Origin of the sequence: Arthrobacter sp. SPG23, assembly GCF_000876655.1 — a bacterium.
Classification (GTDB): Bacteria; Actinomycetota; Actinomycetes; order Actinomycetales; family Micrococcaceae; genus Arthrobacter.
Genome location: NZ_JYCN01000009.1, coordinates 319,827 through 335,832, shown reverse-complemented (window position 1 = coordinate 335,832; position 16,006 = coordinate 319,827). Strand labels below are relative to the sequence as shown.

Sequence of the window (16,006 nt, the reverse complement as noted above, 5' to 3'; positions counted from 1 at the left end):
GACTGCCTCGGCTCTCGGCTCTCGGCTCTCGGCTCTCGGCTCTCGGCTCTCGGCTCTCGGCTCTCGGCTCTCGGCTCTCGGCTCTCGGCAACATCATCTAGGAGGCGGGTGACCTCCTCGACGCCCCAACGGTATCCGCGCTGATAGGCCGGGATGAAGAACATGCCTTCGATGTCCCTCACCAAGCGTTGTTCGAGCAAACCTGTTTTCTCTGCCATCATCGCCATGTCGGCAGCTGTACCGAGTGCCTCAGACGTTTTTGCAGATTTCAAGAGCGTCTCAGTCCGGCTAGATTTGGATTGCGAAGAATAGGTCGATCCGTTGTCAATGGCCATTAGATTCTGCCCATGTGCGGTCAGTTGATGTGCCCGCTGGTGGCCAGTAAAACTGCCCGGTGATGGCCAACAGATCTGCCCACTGATTGGTTCGGCGGGGTTGGCCATCGTTGGGTTGGTCAGTTCGGTCTGGTTACTCCTTTTCCTGCGAGGGCCTGGGTGAGGCGGACGGAATCGCCGCTGGTCTGGCAGACGTGAGCGTGGTGCAGCAGCCGGTCAACGGTCGCGGTGGCGAGGGTTTTGGGCATGAGTTCATCGAACCCGGCCGGGTGAAGGTTGGAGCTGATCGCGACGGAGCGTTTTTCGTAGGCTGCGTCCACGACCCGGTAGAGCCCTTCTGCGGCGTCCGTGGCCACCGGCAACAGACCAATATCGTCGATGACCACGAGCTCGGCGCGGAGGATCCGGGCAACGGCGCGGGTGACGCTGTCATCGGTGCGGTGCGCGCGGATCAGGACGCCGAGGTCTTCGAGCCTGAACCAGGCCACGCGCATCCCGGCTTCGACGGCCTGCTGGCCAAGGGCTTCGAGGAAGAAGGTCTTCCCAGTGCCGGAGGGCCCGCAGATGACCAGGTTCTCCCGCCGGGTGATCCATTCCAGGGTCCGAAGCGCCTGCTGGGTCGGTGCCGGGATGGAGGACGCTGCCGGGTCCCAGGCGTCGAAGGTTTTCCCGGTCGGGAAGCCAGCGGCTTTGCGGCGGGAGGCGAGCATGGACCGGGCCCGTCCGGCGGCTTCCTCGGTGAAGAGGGCTTTGATGACCTCGACCGGTTCCCAGCGCTGGGCTCGGGCGGTCGCGATCAGGTCCGGGGCCAGCGCCCGGGCGTGGGGCATTTTCAGGGACCGCATCAGGGCTTCCAGGTCCGCCGGCAGCGGCGGGGCCGCGGTGTTGGTCGTGGTCACGGGACTCATCGGGCGTCCTCCGGCGTGGTGTTCAGGGCGGGGTTGCCGATTGCGGCCCAAGCACCGGTGCCTTGGGTCAGCGAAGTCAACTCGTTGGCGGCGTGCGTGGTGGTGCGGCGGATGTTGGCGTTCAGGATCGAGGCGAGGTCCGGGTGCGCGAAGCGGCCATGCAGGGCGGCGTCGCCCAGTGCCCGGTCGACGTGGTCGGTGCCGGCGATTTTGGCCAGCGTGACGGCTTCGGCCATTTTCACGTTCATCCGTGCCGTCCCGGCCGCGGCGGCTTCCAGCAGCCAAGTCCGGGCGCCTTCGCCGATCGCCAGGAACGCGGCCTCGTCCGCGCTGCGGGCCCTGACCTCATAATCGCCAGGGAGCTTTGCCCGGGTTCCGGGGAAGTGGTCATCGTTGATGGCGGGGCTGCCGGGCCGCGCCCGGCCGTGGCGGGCGACCTCGACGGGCCCGGCGGTGCCGTGGTGGACGATGATGACCTGCTCGCCGGGTCCGGTGCCGTGGGTGCGGACGAACACCCGGGACCCCAGCAAATGCGCGGGGACCGAGTACTGGGCGTTTTCGAAGGTGACCATCGGGGTGTTTTCCGGGACCGTGCGGGCCAGCCCGAACGCGACCGTGTGGGCGGTATCCGGGATCCGGTGCAACCTGGGGACTTCCTCGGCGAGCACGGCCGCAGGTTTGCGCCGGGTCACCCGGTGTTCACGGCTATTTACGTCCTCCATGAACGCCGCGCAGGCGGCCTCGAGTTCCGCGAAGGAGGCGTACTCGCCGCGGAGGTTCGTGTCCTTGGGGACGAGGTCGGCCTTGGCGAGTTTCACCGAGGCTTCAACCCCGCCCTTGGTGGCCGGGTCTGCGGGCTGGCAGGTCAGCACGGTGATTCCGTAGTGCCGGGCGAAGTCCAGGGTCTGCTGGTTCCGAACCGGGACCCCGGCAACATGGGCGGTGGTCACGGTTTTCTCGTTGTCCGTCAGGACATACGTCGGTGCGCCGCCGAGGATCCGGAAGCACCGGTCCAGTGCCGCGAAGACGCTCGGCGCGGTCCGGTCCCTGAGCGGGATCACGATCCGGAAGCGGGAGAACGCCAGCCAGGCCACGAACAGGATCGTCTTCACCCCGCCGATCCGTGGCCCGTCGCCGAAGTCGTACTGCAGCCACATGCCCGGCTCGGTGATCCAGGGCCGGTGGACGCGGGTATGGCCCAGCCGCCACGCGGCCTTCACCTGGGCGATCGCCCGGCGGGTGGACCGTTCCGAACCCGTGTAGCCCAGGGCGAGGAGCTTTTCGTGAGCCCTATCGGCACGGATCCGGCCCTTGGATCCTTCGATCCATTCCTCGATCTTGGGCAGGAACGCGTCGGTGACCCGGCCGCGGGCCGCGGGTTCCCCGATCGGCCGGCCCGCGTCGCGGGCCTGGACGTGTTTGGCAACGGTGTGGTGCGAGCAGCCCGTGAGCTCCGCGGTGGCGCGCAACGACCCGGTCAGATCGTAGGCAACAAGAATTTCCATGATTTCTCCGTCAGACTTCATACAGGGCCTCTTCCTGGTTCGCTTGGTGCGCTTAGACACCGTCATCAAACCCCAGGGAGAGGCCCCCACCGCTTAAGACGCGGTCGGTTCAGTAAGGAAGTGGGCAGATCTCATGGCCACCGGCGGGCAGTTCTACTGGCCGCCAGCGGGCACTTTCGTGGCCGCCTATGGGCAGTTTTTCATGGCCGCTAACAATCCGTAAACGGAACGGGTGGGCCCCCATTTACATCTGCTTCAGAGCCACACCGGGCAAAGCATAAAATCCGTTGCCCGTCCCCAGATGGACACGAAGCCCTAGCGGCCATGACGGCAGTCCAGCTAGTAGAGGACCGCTTCTCGAAACTCTTTATAGTGAAGGGCCATAATGGCTTGGATTTTAGGTTTTTTCGGGACGCGCAAATCTTCTCCTTGGAGTTCAACATATCCCTGAATGTGGAGTAGGTGGGGCGACATTTCTACACGCCAACTTGGCGGATTGATCGACAGTAATTTGCGGTCGAACAGTGAATGCAGATCACGCCTCAAGAGAAGCCCTGCGTTGAAATCGTGCAATCCGTGCTTCGAATACTGCATCAGATGCGCAGCTTCAAGACTTGCATGGATACTCGGCCCAGAGACAGCGCAGTTCTCACCGTAAATGCTTAGCAGTTTCGCGCGGAATGCCGCCTGACCCACACGCGCTCTGACGGTCCCTTCCTTAAAGCCACCGGGCAGCTCATCGCTCACGATGTCCGGAACCGTTGCTGCCAGTTTCTGGATGCCGGAACCTACAGAAGCCTGCTCCAACGCGTCAACGAACTTCTCCCAATCGAGATAGCGTAAGCTGAGCTGTTCCTTTGGGTTCATAGACACCGAGCGCAGTACACTCCCCGTCAATAGACCCTGTAGGTCTAGCCAGCCACCGGCGTGGCTGGACCGATAAGCCGTTACCCTCTTCCGGGTCTCGTTCGGATTATCAAATTCATGGAAGCACATGTTGCAGCGCCACTTCGGTGTCAGAGTCGAGCGTGCTTTAAACGTTTGTCCTGCACAACGAGGGCAATGAAAGTACACATTTGAGCGCTCTTCCACATCTATTGAATCAATCCTTGATGCCCCTAATAGGACTAGCTTGTTCCAGAGGACGACGACGTCGCCAGGTTTCACCAGCGCGTGGCGAGGAACTGTTGAATCCCATGAGTAATGCTCTGCTGGAATGTCATCATATCCACTATTACCGCCATGCACGCGCTTGTCGCCTGCTGCCAAAATCAGCCATTCAGTCATTGCAGAGCTCCGTCGGACGAAAGACTTTCTCTAGTCGCCCTCGAATACCCCATTCATGTGCCAGCCCCGATTCCGATGATAACTCATACGACTTTGAGTCCTTCAGGTACTTCCGCACGAAAAATTCCATCTCGTGATTCTATCTTCTGGATATGATGTTTGAGGATGCCGGCTAAAGATATCTGTCGCTTTTAGTCGTCTCAGGGACGCACCTGATGCTGTCCGAAAGACCCACAGGATCTGTCACAATTCCGCACTGAACGGCGGGTCCTAACCGTGAAGGGTCTCCCTCGCGATGGCTGAGATTGTGAATTCAGCGCATGGGGCCAGCGTTTAGGCTAACACTTTAGCAGTTGCATCATCGCCTTCTCATTTCTCCAAGAAGAGCCTCACATGGCTGACTAGGTCTTCGTCGGCCAACACTTCACATTCCCAAATGTCTAGATAGCCCCAACCCTGATCAACCAACTGGATGCGCTGCTTGGCGTCCCGTTCCTGATTCCGCAGTCGTTTGTCTGCCCAGAACTCAGTGTTGCTTTTCGGTAAGCGTGATCCCACCGGACAGTCATGCCCATGCCAAAAGCACCCGTTGACAAAGATGACCTTCCTTCGCCCAGCGAAAACTAAGTCCGGCTTTCCGGGCAGCCGGCGATCGTGGAGGCGGTACCGAAGCCCGTCGCGATGCAACATTCGCCGTAGCATAATCTCTGGCTTTGTATTTTTGGAACGGATTTTTGCCATGTGGGCACTTCGGCGTTCAGGGCTCATGAAGTCAGCCATGTTTATATTTTAGTTCCGCCCCGACCGCCCCAGTGGCCCGCGGACGCTGCAGCTGTCGGCCGGCCAAGCAGGCCAGTAGCTGAGCCAGCCCGCCGCTGACTCGCATGATGTTGAAGCCGGACGATGACCTCTGGCGAAGGCTATTCCGAAGCCTTATTTCGCCGGTACTCTGCCAGCAGTCCTGCGAGGAGGGTGCCCACTGCAAACGACTGCCACGGCGATACAGCGTTCCCCACCTGGGTGTACTGGGGTACTTCCATCTTCCGCCTATGCGCACCGGTGGTTTCCCTACCCAAGAACTCGAATGAGTCAGGAAAGCCTTGGAAACGTGCAAGCTCTCGAACCGTAAAGATCCGGGACTGCATGGGGTGGACATAGTCGTCCGGCAGCGTGACCACAGTTCGGCTCGGTTCGCTGGCACTAAGCACCTTCTGGCTGTGCTTCCGCGTCACAAGGTCAACAGCAAGTTCCACCAGCTCGTCCAAAGAACAGATAGTCCTCGCCGCTGATGGCCTTGTCGAACACTGGAGGTCCAGGGGAAATTCGATGTTCGCCAAGGCACGCTTCGCCAGCGATTTCTGACCTTCCGGGTCCAAGGCGCTCATCTGGCTGAGCAGCCGCTGGTCGATGCCATTGCTGTGCATCATCCGGTAGAAAGAGAACCTCGTTACAACAATGTCCGTGTGCCGTCTGGGTGTCTGGTTTGGAGGATCGGTGGGAGTTTCGCGACGTTTGGGGCGTACGGCCTCCTCCGCTTGCCTCAGCCCGGCTAAGTACTCCCCGTTCCTACCAGTGTCCGCAGCTTCCCAGCCGCCCAAATCTGAGATGGCATCACGGATTGTGAATGCACGACCAGACATGGTGGTGGGTACGGGCGCTAGGGGCGGGACGTCGCCCACCAGATCCGCGAAATCTGATTTCCAAATTCCGGGCGTCGCCAGTATCCGTAGTTTTCTCGCGACGTCACTCCGCAGGGCAATCAGCATGAGCCTGGGCCGGAACTGGGGGGCCCCGTAGTGGACAGCGTTGACACGAACGGCTTGGACTACGTATCCAGATCCGATGTTGGTCAGTGCGGTCTGCAGCTGTGAGAAGGAGGATTCCTCGCCCTTTACGAAGCTTTGGCTCATGCCAACAACGTTCTCAATCACAACCGCTTTTGGGGCAGTGCGTTCCACGAAGTCCAGATACTCCCACGCAAGCCGGTTCCGCAGGTCGTCTTTAAGCCTACGGCCGGCGAGCGAGAACCCCTGGCACGGAGGGCCGCCAACTACGGCATCAAGATCCTGCTCATTGAATCTCTGGATGAGGTCATCATCAGCGAGCACCTTGGCCAGCTCACTTACCAACACCTTGCCCTCGAACTGACGTCGGATGCTGCGCTGCAAGTATTGCTGCCAGACGCGCATGTCAGCAGCATCCGCGACATAGTTATGGAAAAAGGTCCGAGCCGCCATATCCGACTTCTCTACGGCAGCGACAAGTTCGCCCCCCGCCCGTTCCATGCCCAACGAGAGACCACCACAACCCGAGAACAGGTCAACGAACTTCATCACTGATACATTGTGCCAGAGCTCGACCCCATTCCTTGGGCACGGCACAGTGGTCCGCGGGCATCAAAGCCCGTAAAGCTCGTAGTACGGCACCACGCTGATGAAGCGACCTTCGTCATAGCCCAGAGATTTGTACAAGACTTGGTGCTGGCGAAGGTCGGGGATTCTTCTGGGTACGTCCGGCGAAAGGTCCGGCAGGCCTAGGGAGGCAAGTTCACGTCCGCTAACGGACGGCACCTTGTGGATGAACCATGTCCGTAAAGGCTGTCCGTAGTTCTCGCGGCCCTCCCTGAAATGCGAAAGATACTGGGACGCCAGCATGACCCCGTACCCGAACTGGCGACCTTGAAGCATCAAGTCCATGAGGACCTGAAAATCGTAGCGCATGATGTTGACTGCCTCGTCGACCAACAGAAATGACTTCAAGTAGCGAAGCTGGTTGGGTGGGTCACCCTGAAATGGCGGCTTGGGCGTCCTCAACATGTTGTCGTAATAGAGGTTCAGAAACAGGGCGACGAGGGCATTCTTGGCGCTTTGGTCCTGACCCAGCCGGTCCAGGGCAACGATGAGTACTTTGCCCTCGAGCAACTCCCCAAACGGCTTTAGATTTTCCCTGTCGGCACTAAATATCTGGCTAAGCACGAAGCTGTCGAGTATAGAGGACACGGAATCTGGATTGCCCGACTTCTCCAAATAGGCAAGCCTGACTTCCGCGAGTGTTGGTGGCCTATTGTCATTCTGCTCATAGAGCTCCCTGACGGCCTCGTTCAGGAGGCTAGCTTGGACTGGACCCACGCCCCGGTAGATCTTCCGGAGCACATCGACGAAGGCTGCCGCCTGTTGGTAGGGCAGCTTTGAATGTTCGCCGGTCACAGGCATGAATATGTTCACCGGTATCTGGTGTGGTTCCAGGACAACGCCGCCGACGCGGCTTATGAACTCTTCCTTTTGGAAGTCGCCCTTGTAGTCAAAGATCAGCATGGACGTCGCCACAGAAGGCTGCTTTTCGCGAGCTTGCTCCCGGATCTGGGCGATCAAAGCTTTCACGAGTTCGGTCTTACCTGTTCCCAGATCGCCGACGATTCCGACGTTCATTTGATTGAGGTTCGTGCTGCTCGGCCAAAAATCTACCTCCGAGTTGCCGACGGAACCCAACAGCTTGCCAACCTTGATTCGGACCCCGTCCCCAGCTATTCCACCCCGGGAATCGGCTTCCCCGCCCACATCGCGACCTGATTCCAAATTTTCAGACCCGGTCTGGGTTCCAGCGCCGACTCCCAATCCAGAGGACGGCTCCTGGCCGCTAGACATGCCCTGCTGTGGCACTGGATCGGCCATTTCTTGACCTTCGGATCCCTCGTGGCTACCATTTTCGGCGATCAGCTCTTCGTCCGAAGCGCCCCTGATAGGAAGTTCCTCGTCGTCTGCTTCGGCCGCGGACCAGTCGACCAGTCTGGCCCAGCCCTCGATGATGCCGCTCTGATCAGCTGTGTCCAATGCCTCAAAGACGGTTGCGGTATCGGCAACCAACGCCCCAGCTTGGAACTCGTCGCCGCCGACCGTGCCGGCGTAGAAGGCATCACCTGTTGACGTGGTCGCGCCATGTTGAAGGTATGTGAGGAGCGGCCTGCCCACACGAACCTTCATTCGACCATCCACCAAAGCCGATAGGCGGTTGGCGAACTCACCCGGCAAACCGGCAAGAATGTGGTTAAGGCGCGCCGCTGTCTCTACCAAGGTGGCCAAGCTGTTCATCCAGATGACCCTGTCGGCCCCCGAGACTTCGGCAGCCCTGAGCTCAATGCCTGTCAACAGGCGGTAGCTGGCTTCGAGCTGCGCAAGAGGTTCCTTTAATGCCGCAGAGGCTGGGCCGGGGAGCGTGGAGCCGATCGAATCACCTTTTAGGCCGTAGCATTTGATCTCTACCGGAGAAAGAACGATCTGTTCGTCATCCATTTCTATGAAAAGCAAGTCAGCTCGACGCTGATGCTGGCCATGGTTGGCCTGCCCGGAGAGGGTGCGTAGGAAGTAGTCGGCAGCATCGATTGGGAGAACGAATCGGTTCGTTGTTCTGGAAAGGGCCTTATCGAAAAGACCAAATGTGAGGAAGAATCCGAGAGCGCCTGCTACATGTGTACCGCCCATGGAAAGCAGGGAAGACAGGCCAACTCCACGGCTTCCAAGTCTCGACATGACTGACGCTTTGAGGGCAGACGTGTCCTCTTTCCCGGTGGCCTTCGTCAAGAGACTTTCAAGTTGATGCCCGAAGCTATCCGGAACTTTGGCAATGGACACGAAGGGACGACGTTCCATGAAAGGAACGTCCGCGGACCGTTCGAAGACCGGCGGGCGCCATTCCCACAGCATGCGCCCGCCTTCGCCGTGCGCGTCCATCAGCTCAGCCATGATCGCGGGGCTAAGGAACGATTCTCCCATCACGGTCCAGTCCGCCGTCACATCCGCTACGTCACGGCGCATCATCCCGGCCTCAACGACGGGAGCGGAATCGTCAGACTCACATGCCTCGAGGGCGCGGCTAAATGGGACCCAGCCCATGTGCCCTGGAACCGCTGGCTGGCTCTGGCTGAGTCTCCTTTCTGTCAGCCGGTTAAGGTTGCTTTCAAATCGTCGAAGGGGCACGATTCCCAGCACACCGTAGGCCTGCCCGCCGTCCCCCACCCGGACAGTAGTGCCTGAGTCCTGCAGCAACCGTATGTTGCACCAGACCTTTGAATCCGGACGTGGGACGTAGCGGGACCAGGTCAAGAGCATGTCTCGATTCTCACGGACTAGCCTCGTGACCGCGTCCCGGGGCACAGGCCCCTCGCGCATCACGGAGTCGAGCACCCTCACTCCGCCTATTAGGCGTCCGGGATCGTCTTTGCCCCATTCTTCTGCGACGGCGAGGACGGAATCGTCAATTTCGGTCAGGCGGATCTGGCGGTCCTGGGCATGCAAGTCCACTGTCAGTGTCGTGATGTGGGGATGCATCCTGCGGAAAGACCTCAAAGCGGCATCCACCGCTGTTGCGTTGAGTCCACTCACTGCCGTTCCCGGTGTGACTGCATTTCCAATCCGATCCGGCGGAGATAGCCTCCGGGGCCTTGAACGCCCAGGGGGAAGCATCATAGACCATCCCAGAAATATCTGGTCCTCCCCCGAGTCAGTGGGAACCGCCAACATCCGTCCAGAGCTAGACTCTCCGGGGCCAACTAGTGGAAGGTTCCATCCTTCGATCGAGCCCGCATGCTGCACCGAGTTCTTGGCTTCGAATAGTACATGTTCCGCACCAGCTAGCCATGCCAGCCTTAACGGATGGAGTGGGCTCAAGAGCACGGCCTGACAGCCTTCGTCCCCCCTGACATCCCATACGCTGACGGACATTGGGTAAGCCGCCCAGAAGACGTTCTCGTCCCTTCCCGTTGCCCGAGCAGCGTCAACGAGTTGCGTGTAAGCATCCAAGTACTCGCTTAACTCCGCGGAACCCCAGAGCGACCGCCAGGACGTCCGGGACGGCCATTCGAAATCGACGCCCTCACCGTGCACGTCTTTCCGCAGGAGGAGGCCGGCCAGGTTTAGGGCTCGAAATGCGTCTCGGAACCTCTCAGCTTCGGCGCCAGATACAAAGTCTTGCTCCACCTCGAAATAGCTGACACTGTCGAGAGCTGATCGCGCGGCATCCGGCATGAGAATTGCACCGCGGTCCTGAGGACGCGCGTCCGCGACCCGCGTCGACTCATTACTCGGCATCATGATGTGGCCAAGGGCAGCGATGATGGCCTCGTCCCCGGCCACTATCCGGCTGGCATAGAACGATTCCGCTTGCCCCCGGACTGAACCCTCTGTCGCTAGTTTAGGCCTGTCCGGTACGACTTGCTGCTTGACTGCAGCAGCGAGGAGCGCGGACTGGTGGCCCCCTCCAGCTGCCACGGGCCTCACACGGAAAGTAGTTCCATTGGCCACGAATTCGTTGTCGCCTGTGGGCGCGAAGCGTAGTGGGTACAGCCCCGCAAGTACGGGATGAACCTTGAGTGCGACACCGTCCAACAGCGGTTGCTCCGCGGCGTCAGGGTGCCAAAGCATGACTTGGTAACCACCCGGCACGTCTGGAAGTTCGTCCGCGAAGTCCTGTTCGCGCTCATCCGGGTTGGAGGACGGGGTCCAATCCATCGGTCCAAGGTACGAGACCTTCCCGAGGGCACCCGACTTCTTGAATGGCGCCGCCGCCAGGAAGGTCTGCATGCCGGAAAAGACATACCCTTTGGCAGTCAGATCGGTCCGTACCCACGGCGCGAGCGGGTCGTTGGTCGTTAGCGAAACCCTTAGCGAGACCAAACGGAATGGCGCGGCGCTGCGTCCGTTTCCGCGAGGTTTGACGAACCGGCCAACGGCTAGCAAGCTTCCGTCTTCGGCCATCTCCACGGTCCCCACCCAATTTGCGATGTTTGCAGGCAAGACTTGAATCGCAAGTTGAGAGGAGCGGGCGACGTCTGGACCGATGCGCTCCAACGTCGGTATGCGAATCGCCAGAAGCTCGGATTGGAGCTGCCTTCCACCGGCGGATCCATCCGAAGACAAAGGAATGAGGAAGGGACTTTCGGGGAGTTCAGGGTCAAGCACGAGTGAGCCTCCCACCGCGAACGCAATATCAATAGTTAGGGAGTCGCTGTCCTCACGGGCCGGACTCCTAAACTGTGCCTCCGTCAGTTCCGAAAAGCGCTCGATGTTCTCCGGAGATACTCCGATGACATCGGTCAACCCCAACCATGCGTTGCCTTCGCGGGAGACTGCCTCATCGAGGTTGTCAATAGCGAAATCCTCGAGGGGGTGCTTGCCCCCGGCCGCTTTGACTTCTGGACGAGTAGCCAGCTGTCCCGCGCTCATCCGAAAGGTTTCCTCGTCGCTCCAGCACTCCGAAAGGGAATCCCCCAGCGCTACTGCCGCCGATACAGAGGAAAGGAACGACCTTGCCACGGCCGAGCTGGGCCTGGGCAACGCGAAGCACGCGTACGCATACCTAGCCAAGGCCTCCGGCAGTTCCAAGGAGGAGCCGGTCGCCACTAAGTGGTCCAGTATTACCAGCAGGTTGCCTATTCCGCGATCAACATGCGCAAACCAGGCTGCGTTCCAGCTCCGTCCGCTGTCCGCCGACCGCGAATGTAAAGTCGAAAGCGTGGACAGGCACGAAGAAAGTACCTCGGAGCAGCGTGCTCGTTGGCTCTCATTCAGCCCTTCGAGGCCAAACTCTCCGACAAGTTCATGAACCATTTGGTTTGATAGTTCGTGGATAGCCACTGCGCCTTCAGCCTGTTCTGGAAAGCTCTGGCCGAAGACCTCGCGGAAGACTTGAACGAATGATGAAAGGTCAGGTTGGCGGCCGTACACGACCGCCAAATGGTCGCCCTGACGGTATTGGATTGTGCGCTGGGGGTTCACACGCGGACAGTTCACATCCTCGAGGGACTCTTGCCCTGCTCTAACTAGAAGAGCAAACGGGGGTGTAGTCGGCCGAGCCGTGTTGGCAGAGCGAACAATCTCCTCTGCTACGTCGCTTCCGATTCCTTCCGGGAGGTGGACGTGTACGAGGCCGTTGGTTGTTGCAAGGGCACGTCCGAGAACTTTGCCCAATGAAATCGACGCCATGATTCTCCTAGAAAGCGCTCTCGACAATAACGGCGTGGTCAGCATCTGCGCTGCCGCGCGCCATCCCGGCCCGCTCAAGCAATGACACGAGGTCGCCGAGTTCAGGCCGCATTCCTAATATCGTTAGGTCCCGTAGGACGTCTCCGACGTTGCACTGAGACCCGGGTGTACCGCAGGTGAGGCTGGCAACAACTGCAATCCACTCAGTGCCCGGATCGATTACGAGGTACCTGCGCCCCCGCGTTTTGAGAATTCCGTAATAGTCCGTAAAGGGTCCGCTCGATTCGCGGATCTGCAGGCCGTATTTGACCGTTTCCCATACAAGCTTTCCGGCTTCCTTTTTTTCTGCAACCTCGGCCGCTAGCGAGCGCCTGAAGTCACTTTCTGCGGCGCCGCGTAGAAATTCAATAGCGTCCTGCTGCCCGCCAAGTTCGTTCAACCGTTCCTTGAGGCTCTTCCTAATTCTTTCACCTCGCGAAATACGCCACTTAATGCTGGAACCAACATCGCGCACGGAAATAGACGATCGGCTCGATTGCCAAGGCAGCGGCGACCTAACCGTGGTTCGCAATTCTTCAAAAGTGTCAGGTACGGAGCCCTGAATTATCGTCGCGCCCAGCGCTTCGTACCACGCATATTCCCACAGGAATCCGAGCCCCATTGCGAGTCGCAGGACCGTGGTTGCCCAGTCAACCCAGACTCTTGCCGGAAGCGCCTCGACCCACTCTTCAGAGGTCAGGGTCGCCCACGACTTGGCAAACCACTGATAGGGGGTCTCCGGATAGAAGCCGCACCAGTCGACGCTGTCTTCAGAAATAGGGAACGATGGGCGTCGCCTGCATTGATCATCGAAGACGGTCGACATCATGCACGCATCAATTACGTTCAACAGCGGGTCCAGCTCCAGCCGCTGATCCGCGGCACGCAGCCATAGCTGTGTGGCGGACTCCGACGGCCCCCCTGGGTTATGACCAACAGTGAAGAGGCTTTCAATAATGGAGGCAAAGTCGGGTGGCCCCTTCTTCACCAAAACACCACGGGGATCCTGCATGAGTGCAAGAGCCGGCGTCATCGGACTGGAGGGCTGGTTCCCCGTTTTTTCGATTCGGATGCCCATGACGCTCGACGCGACAGCCTCGCCCAAGAGAAGGTCAGAAGCAGCGGTGTTCAAGGCCATTTTCTTGAGCCCGTGTCCAAGCGCTTCTGCGGCAGCACCTGCTGGTTTCGTCGGCCGCAGCGATAGGTACTGTGTCTCCTTGGCATCGGCCTTGTACATCAGGCCGACAGGCTTACGCGCATCCGTGTCTGATGCGATCTCGTAGGCACGCCAAGCAAGCGACGAGAGCAGGGCCTCGGGCACTGAAAAGTACTCTGGCCGATTGAACGGAAGCAGGAGATGTTTCGCTTGGGCAGCCCTGTCCATCAAGACTCCTTCCTGTACCGCTGGGTTATTTGGACTTCACTGTCGCCATCGGCCAGGCAGAACTCGGCCCCGTGTAGGTGGGACGACAGGAGCCTGGATGCCCGAACACGTTCCAAACGTGGTGCGGTCACATCAATGAGGTCAGTGACGCCTATGTGGTCGTCTACGCAGGCCAAGGCCTCCCGGATCAAGGGAAAGTCCAGGGACACTCGGCTCATAGTCGTTCCATCTGTCCCGATCACCAGGAGGACTTGCTCACCCTGTCCTTGCCGATTGGTGGAAAGTTCTGGTTCCCTGACGCGGACAGCGAGCTTCGGCGTCGCGGTTCTTCCGGTAATTGGCTCCGTCCTGCTATCGAATAGCGGCAAGAGGGACGAGCCAGATTCAGTCGGATTCCGCTTGGGCCTGATGAGGGTACGCAGCGGAGACTTCAAGTCATCCGGAAGGTGTGGGGACTGCACCCAGGTTCTGATTAGCAGGTCCACCTCGCGCCGAAACGCACAGATCCCGTGGGACACAGCGTATAGGCGCGTTAGGTAGGCCCCATACCAGCCGGTGGCTTCCAACCGCTTCTCGTCCTTGAGGTGTGGCGACTGCAGTAACTGACAGAAAGCATCGTCGAGACGCCGGTCAAAGTCGGTCACGACGGCGTGTAATGGACCATCTTCTGCTGCCGAATCAAGCAGACTCTGTAGCGGCGTCCCGTCCGAGGCGTGGACGCCGAAAGCGTCAGAAATACGAGTGGCCCAGCCTTCTCCCGGCGCATCGGGGTTCGAACCTGGTACGGCATCGCTGACTGGGTCGACTGGGATGAGGAGCTTCAGGACTGGATCCCGCATTGAGCCATCCGGTGCTGCCGAGCGTTCCCCCGCACCAAAGATGCTCTGGTTGAACCTAAGCGCCGACAGGATTCGCATGCGTTCAAAATCTTCTTCCGCCCCCAGACCCGATGGCTGGTTGGCCATGACAAACTCGCCCAAGTGTTCTCGAGGCATCCGGGATGGCGCATCACCCACCAAAGCGCGAGTCAGGAAACCCCAAAGTTCCCGATAGGTCATACGGGTTGCCGACATTAACTCAGCGCTTCGTGCCATGGTCAACAGCCCTGAGCGTACCAACGGTGAGCGGAGCGACTGCAGGTTGGCCCCAAGCGGGTCGACAACGGTCTCCAATGCGTGTTCTCGAGGATTGTCCACCGACTCTTCAACAGCCTTCAAGACGTTGACCAGCAAGTCGGCTGCTGGAGTGCGCGACGCTTCCATTTCTGGACGCTGCGCCAGGGGCACAATCCGGTATTCTTCAGCGGACACGTGGGAATCGGCACCGATGGTGATGGCGGGGCGTTCCTCGAAAAGCGAGCATTCGTCAACGAACACTGCCAATACGTTGGCAACGTGCTCACCCATGTGGCTCAGCCTGGCGGATCGGACAAAGTCCTGTCCGGTCACGCCAGTCACCTGCCACGACGACTGAATCGGGCCAGTCAGCGGGGAGCCGTACAACCAGCGCACCAGTACATCGCCCGCGGTCCAGTCCTGTGAATCACGGAGCCGGGACTCGGACATCTCCTCAACCAGGACGCCTCGGTTCACACATGCCATCAAATGGCGCGAACGGGACGGCGGGACCGCTCCCATGCCGACGCCTACGACCCGATCAATGTCTGAAATGAGTGGAGCCCGATTGGAAGCCTCCAAGTTGATTGTGGCGTCGTTGACTACGACTAGATCAGCCAGCGTCCCCTCATAGTCATAAATTCGATGCGCCAGTCCTTCTTCGAGCTCGCTCATGAGGCGCATGCCATGTACGACGTGTGCCGTGGCATGGGATTTTCCCGCGCCTGGCCCTCCGACCAGAAACAGGAATCGAGGAGGGCGCCCAGCAGATACGCCCGACTTCAGCCACTCACAGGCCTCTTCTACGCCGGCGGGACGTAGTGCAGACGGCCAAGACGAATCCACAGGGTGGTCGGGCCGTGCCGCGACGTCGGTCCCTCCGGTTGCGCGATCCCACAGCCCGACGAGGCCATCCCAGGAATTGCCAATTTTTGATTCTGGGGTTGAAGCAGACAACGGGCCTCTTTCGTTGAAGGCTGCGGCGGACTGTGCAGCAATACCGGGGGTATCCGACGAAGATAACACCCCGCCGACGGAGGGTGGAGGTTTGACGCCGCTTGAGCGTTTGCTCTCCGCACCAACCTCACCAAGGACGGCCGCGCGTAAGGCCTCCTGTACATGGCTACGCGGCTTGTAACCCGCGACATATGGGAGGCCGGCCTCTGCCAGGACATGGCTGATGTTGCAGAATTTGAACTCGATGGAGCCCTTGCTGCGGCCTGTATGCGATTGAACGTGTCGGTTGTGGGCAATCTTCGAGTAGGCCGCGCCACGCGTCTCTTGCTCAAGCATTGAAAAATAAGCGCTCACAAGCGCACGTGTCTCGTCGTCGTTCCACGGTTTCGATTCCCCCACATCGACAACATACAGGGCTCGAAGTTATTAGGCATATTCGACGCCAATATCTCGATCCTTGGTGCCCTGTGGCCCCACAGCGAGCCCCGTGCGCGGAAAGC

Annotated in this window: 9 protein-coding genes; all 9 read right to left on the bottom strand. The window is 59.7% G+C overall.

Annotated features, from left to right (window positions below):
- Positions 1-335: DUF262 domain-containing protein (locus TV39_RS22470; RefSeq protein WP_235347273.1), on the bottom strand; the 335-nt coding region annotated here is incomplete at its 3' end.
- A 119-nt stretch (positions 336-454) separates the two neighbouring features.
- Entirely contained in the window at positions 455-1,234 is a 780-nt protein-coding gene (gene istB, locus TV39_RS04790) for an IS21-like element helper ATPase IstB (RefSeq protein WP_442853481.1), read from the bottom strand.
- Between the two features lie 5 nt (positions 1,235-1,239).
- Positions 1,240-2,769, bottom strand: coding sequence for an IS21 family transposase (gene istA / locus TV39_RS04785; RefSeq protein ID WP_043479030.1), 1,530 nt, complete (start codon positions 2,767-2,769; stop codon positions 1,240-1,242).
- A gap of 318 nt (positions 2,770-3,087) precedes the next feature.
- Entirely contained in the window at positions 3,088-4,035 is a 948-nt protein-coding gene (locus TV39_RS21555; RefSeq protein WP_082049497.1) for an HNH endonuclease, read from the bottom strand.
- A 369-nt stretch (positions 4,036-4,404) separates the two neighbouring features.
- A complete protein-coding gene (locus TV39_RS04780) occupies positions 4,405-4,815 on the bottom strand; it encodes a very short patch repair endonuclease (protein WP_052500487.1) in 411 nt (136 codons plus the stop codon).
- A 140-nt stretch (positions 4,816-4,955) separates the two neighbouring features.
- Positions 4,956-6,368 (bottom strand): DNA cytosine methyltransferase, encoded by a 1,413-nt coding sequence (locus TV39_RS04775; RefSeq protein ID WP_043479024.1) that lies wholly within the window; start codon positions 6,366-6,368, stop codon positions 4,956-4,958.
- A gap of 63 nt (positions 6,369-6,431) precedes the next feature.
- Entirely contained in the window at positions 6,432-12,011 is a 5,580-nt protein-coding gene (locus tag TV39_RS04770; protein WP_160292479.1) for an ATP-binding protein, read from the bottom strand.
- 7 nt (positions 12,012-12,018) lie between these two features.
- Positions 12,019-13,434, bottom strand: coding sequence for a hypothetical protein (locus TV39_RS04765; protein ID WP_043479016.1), 1,416 nt, complete (start codon positions 13,432-13,434; stop codon positions 12,019-12,021).
- A complete protein-coding gene (locus tag TV39_RS04760) occupies positions 13,434-15,224 on the bottom strand; it encodes a hypothetical protein (protein WP_144406317.1) in 1,791 nt (596 codons plus the stop codon). The genes TV39_RS04765 and TV39_RS04760 overlap by 1 nt, the downstream gene beginning before the upstream one ends.
- Positions 15,225-16,006: the final 782 nt, after the last annotated feature.

Excerpts from the sequence above, each read along its gene's own strand:
- istA (WP_043479030.1), bottom strand. The coding sequence starts at position 2,769 with ATGAAGTCTGACGGAGAAATCATGGAAATTCTTGTTGCCTACGATCTG.
- TV39_RS21555 (WP_082049497.1), bottom strand. The coding sequence starts at position 4,035 with ATGACTGAATGGCTGATTTTGGCAGCAGGCGACAAGCGCGTGCATGGC.
- TV39_RS04780 (WP_052500487.1), bottom strand. The coding sequence starts at position 4,815 with ATGGCTGACTTCATGAGCCCTGAACGCCGAAGTGCCCACATGGCAAAA.
- TV39_RS04775 (WP_043479024.1), bottom strand. The coding sequence starts at position 6,368 with ATGAAGTTCGTTGACCTGTTCTCGGGTTGTGGTGGTCTCTCGTTGGGC.
- TV39_RS04770 (WP_160292479.1), bottom strand. The coding sequence starts at position 12,011 with ATGGCGTCGATTTCATTGGGCAAAGTTCTCGGACGTGCCCTTGCAACA.
- TV39_RS04765 (WP_043479016.1), bottom strand. The coding sequence starts at position 13,434 with ATGGACAGGGCTGCCCAAGCGAAACATCTCCTGCTTCCGTTCAATCGG.
- TV39_RS04760 (WP_144406317.1), bottom strand. The coding sequence starts at position 15,224 with ATGAGCGAGCTCGAAGAAGGACTGGCGCATCGAATTTATGACTATGAG.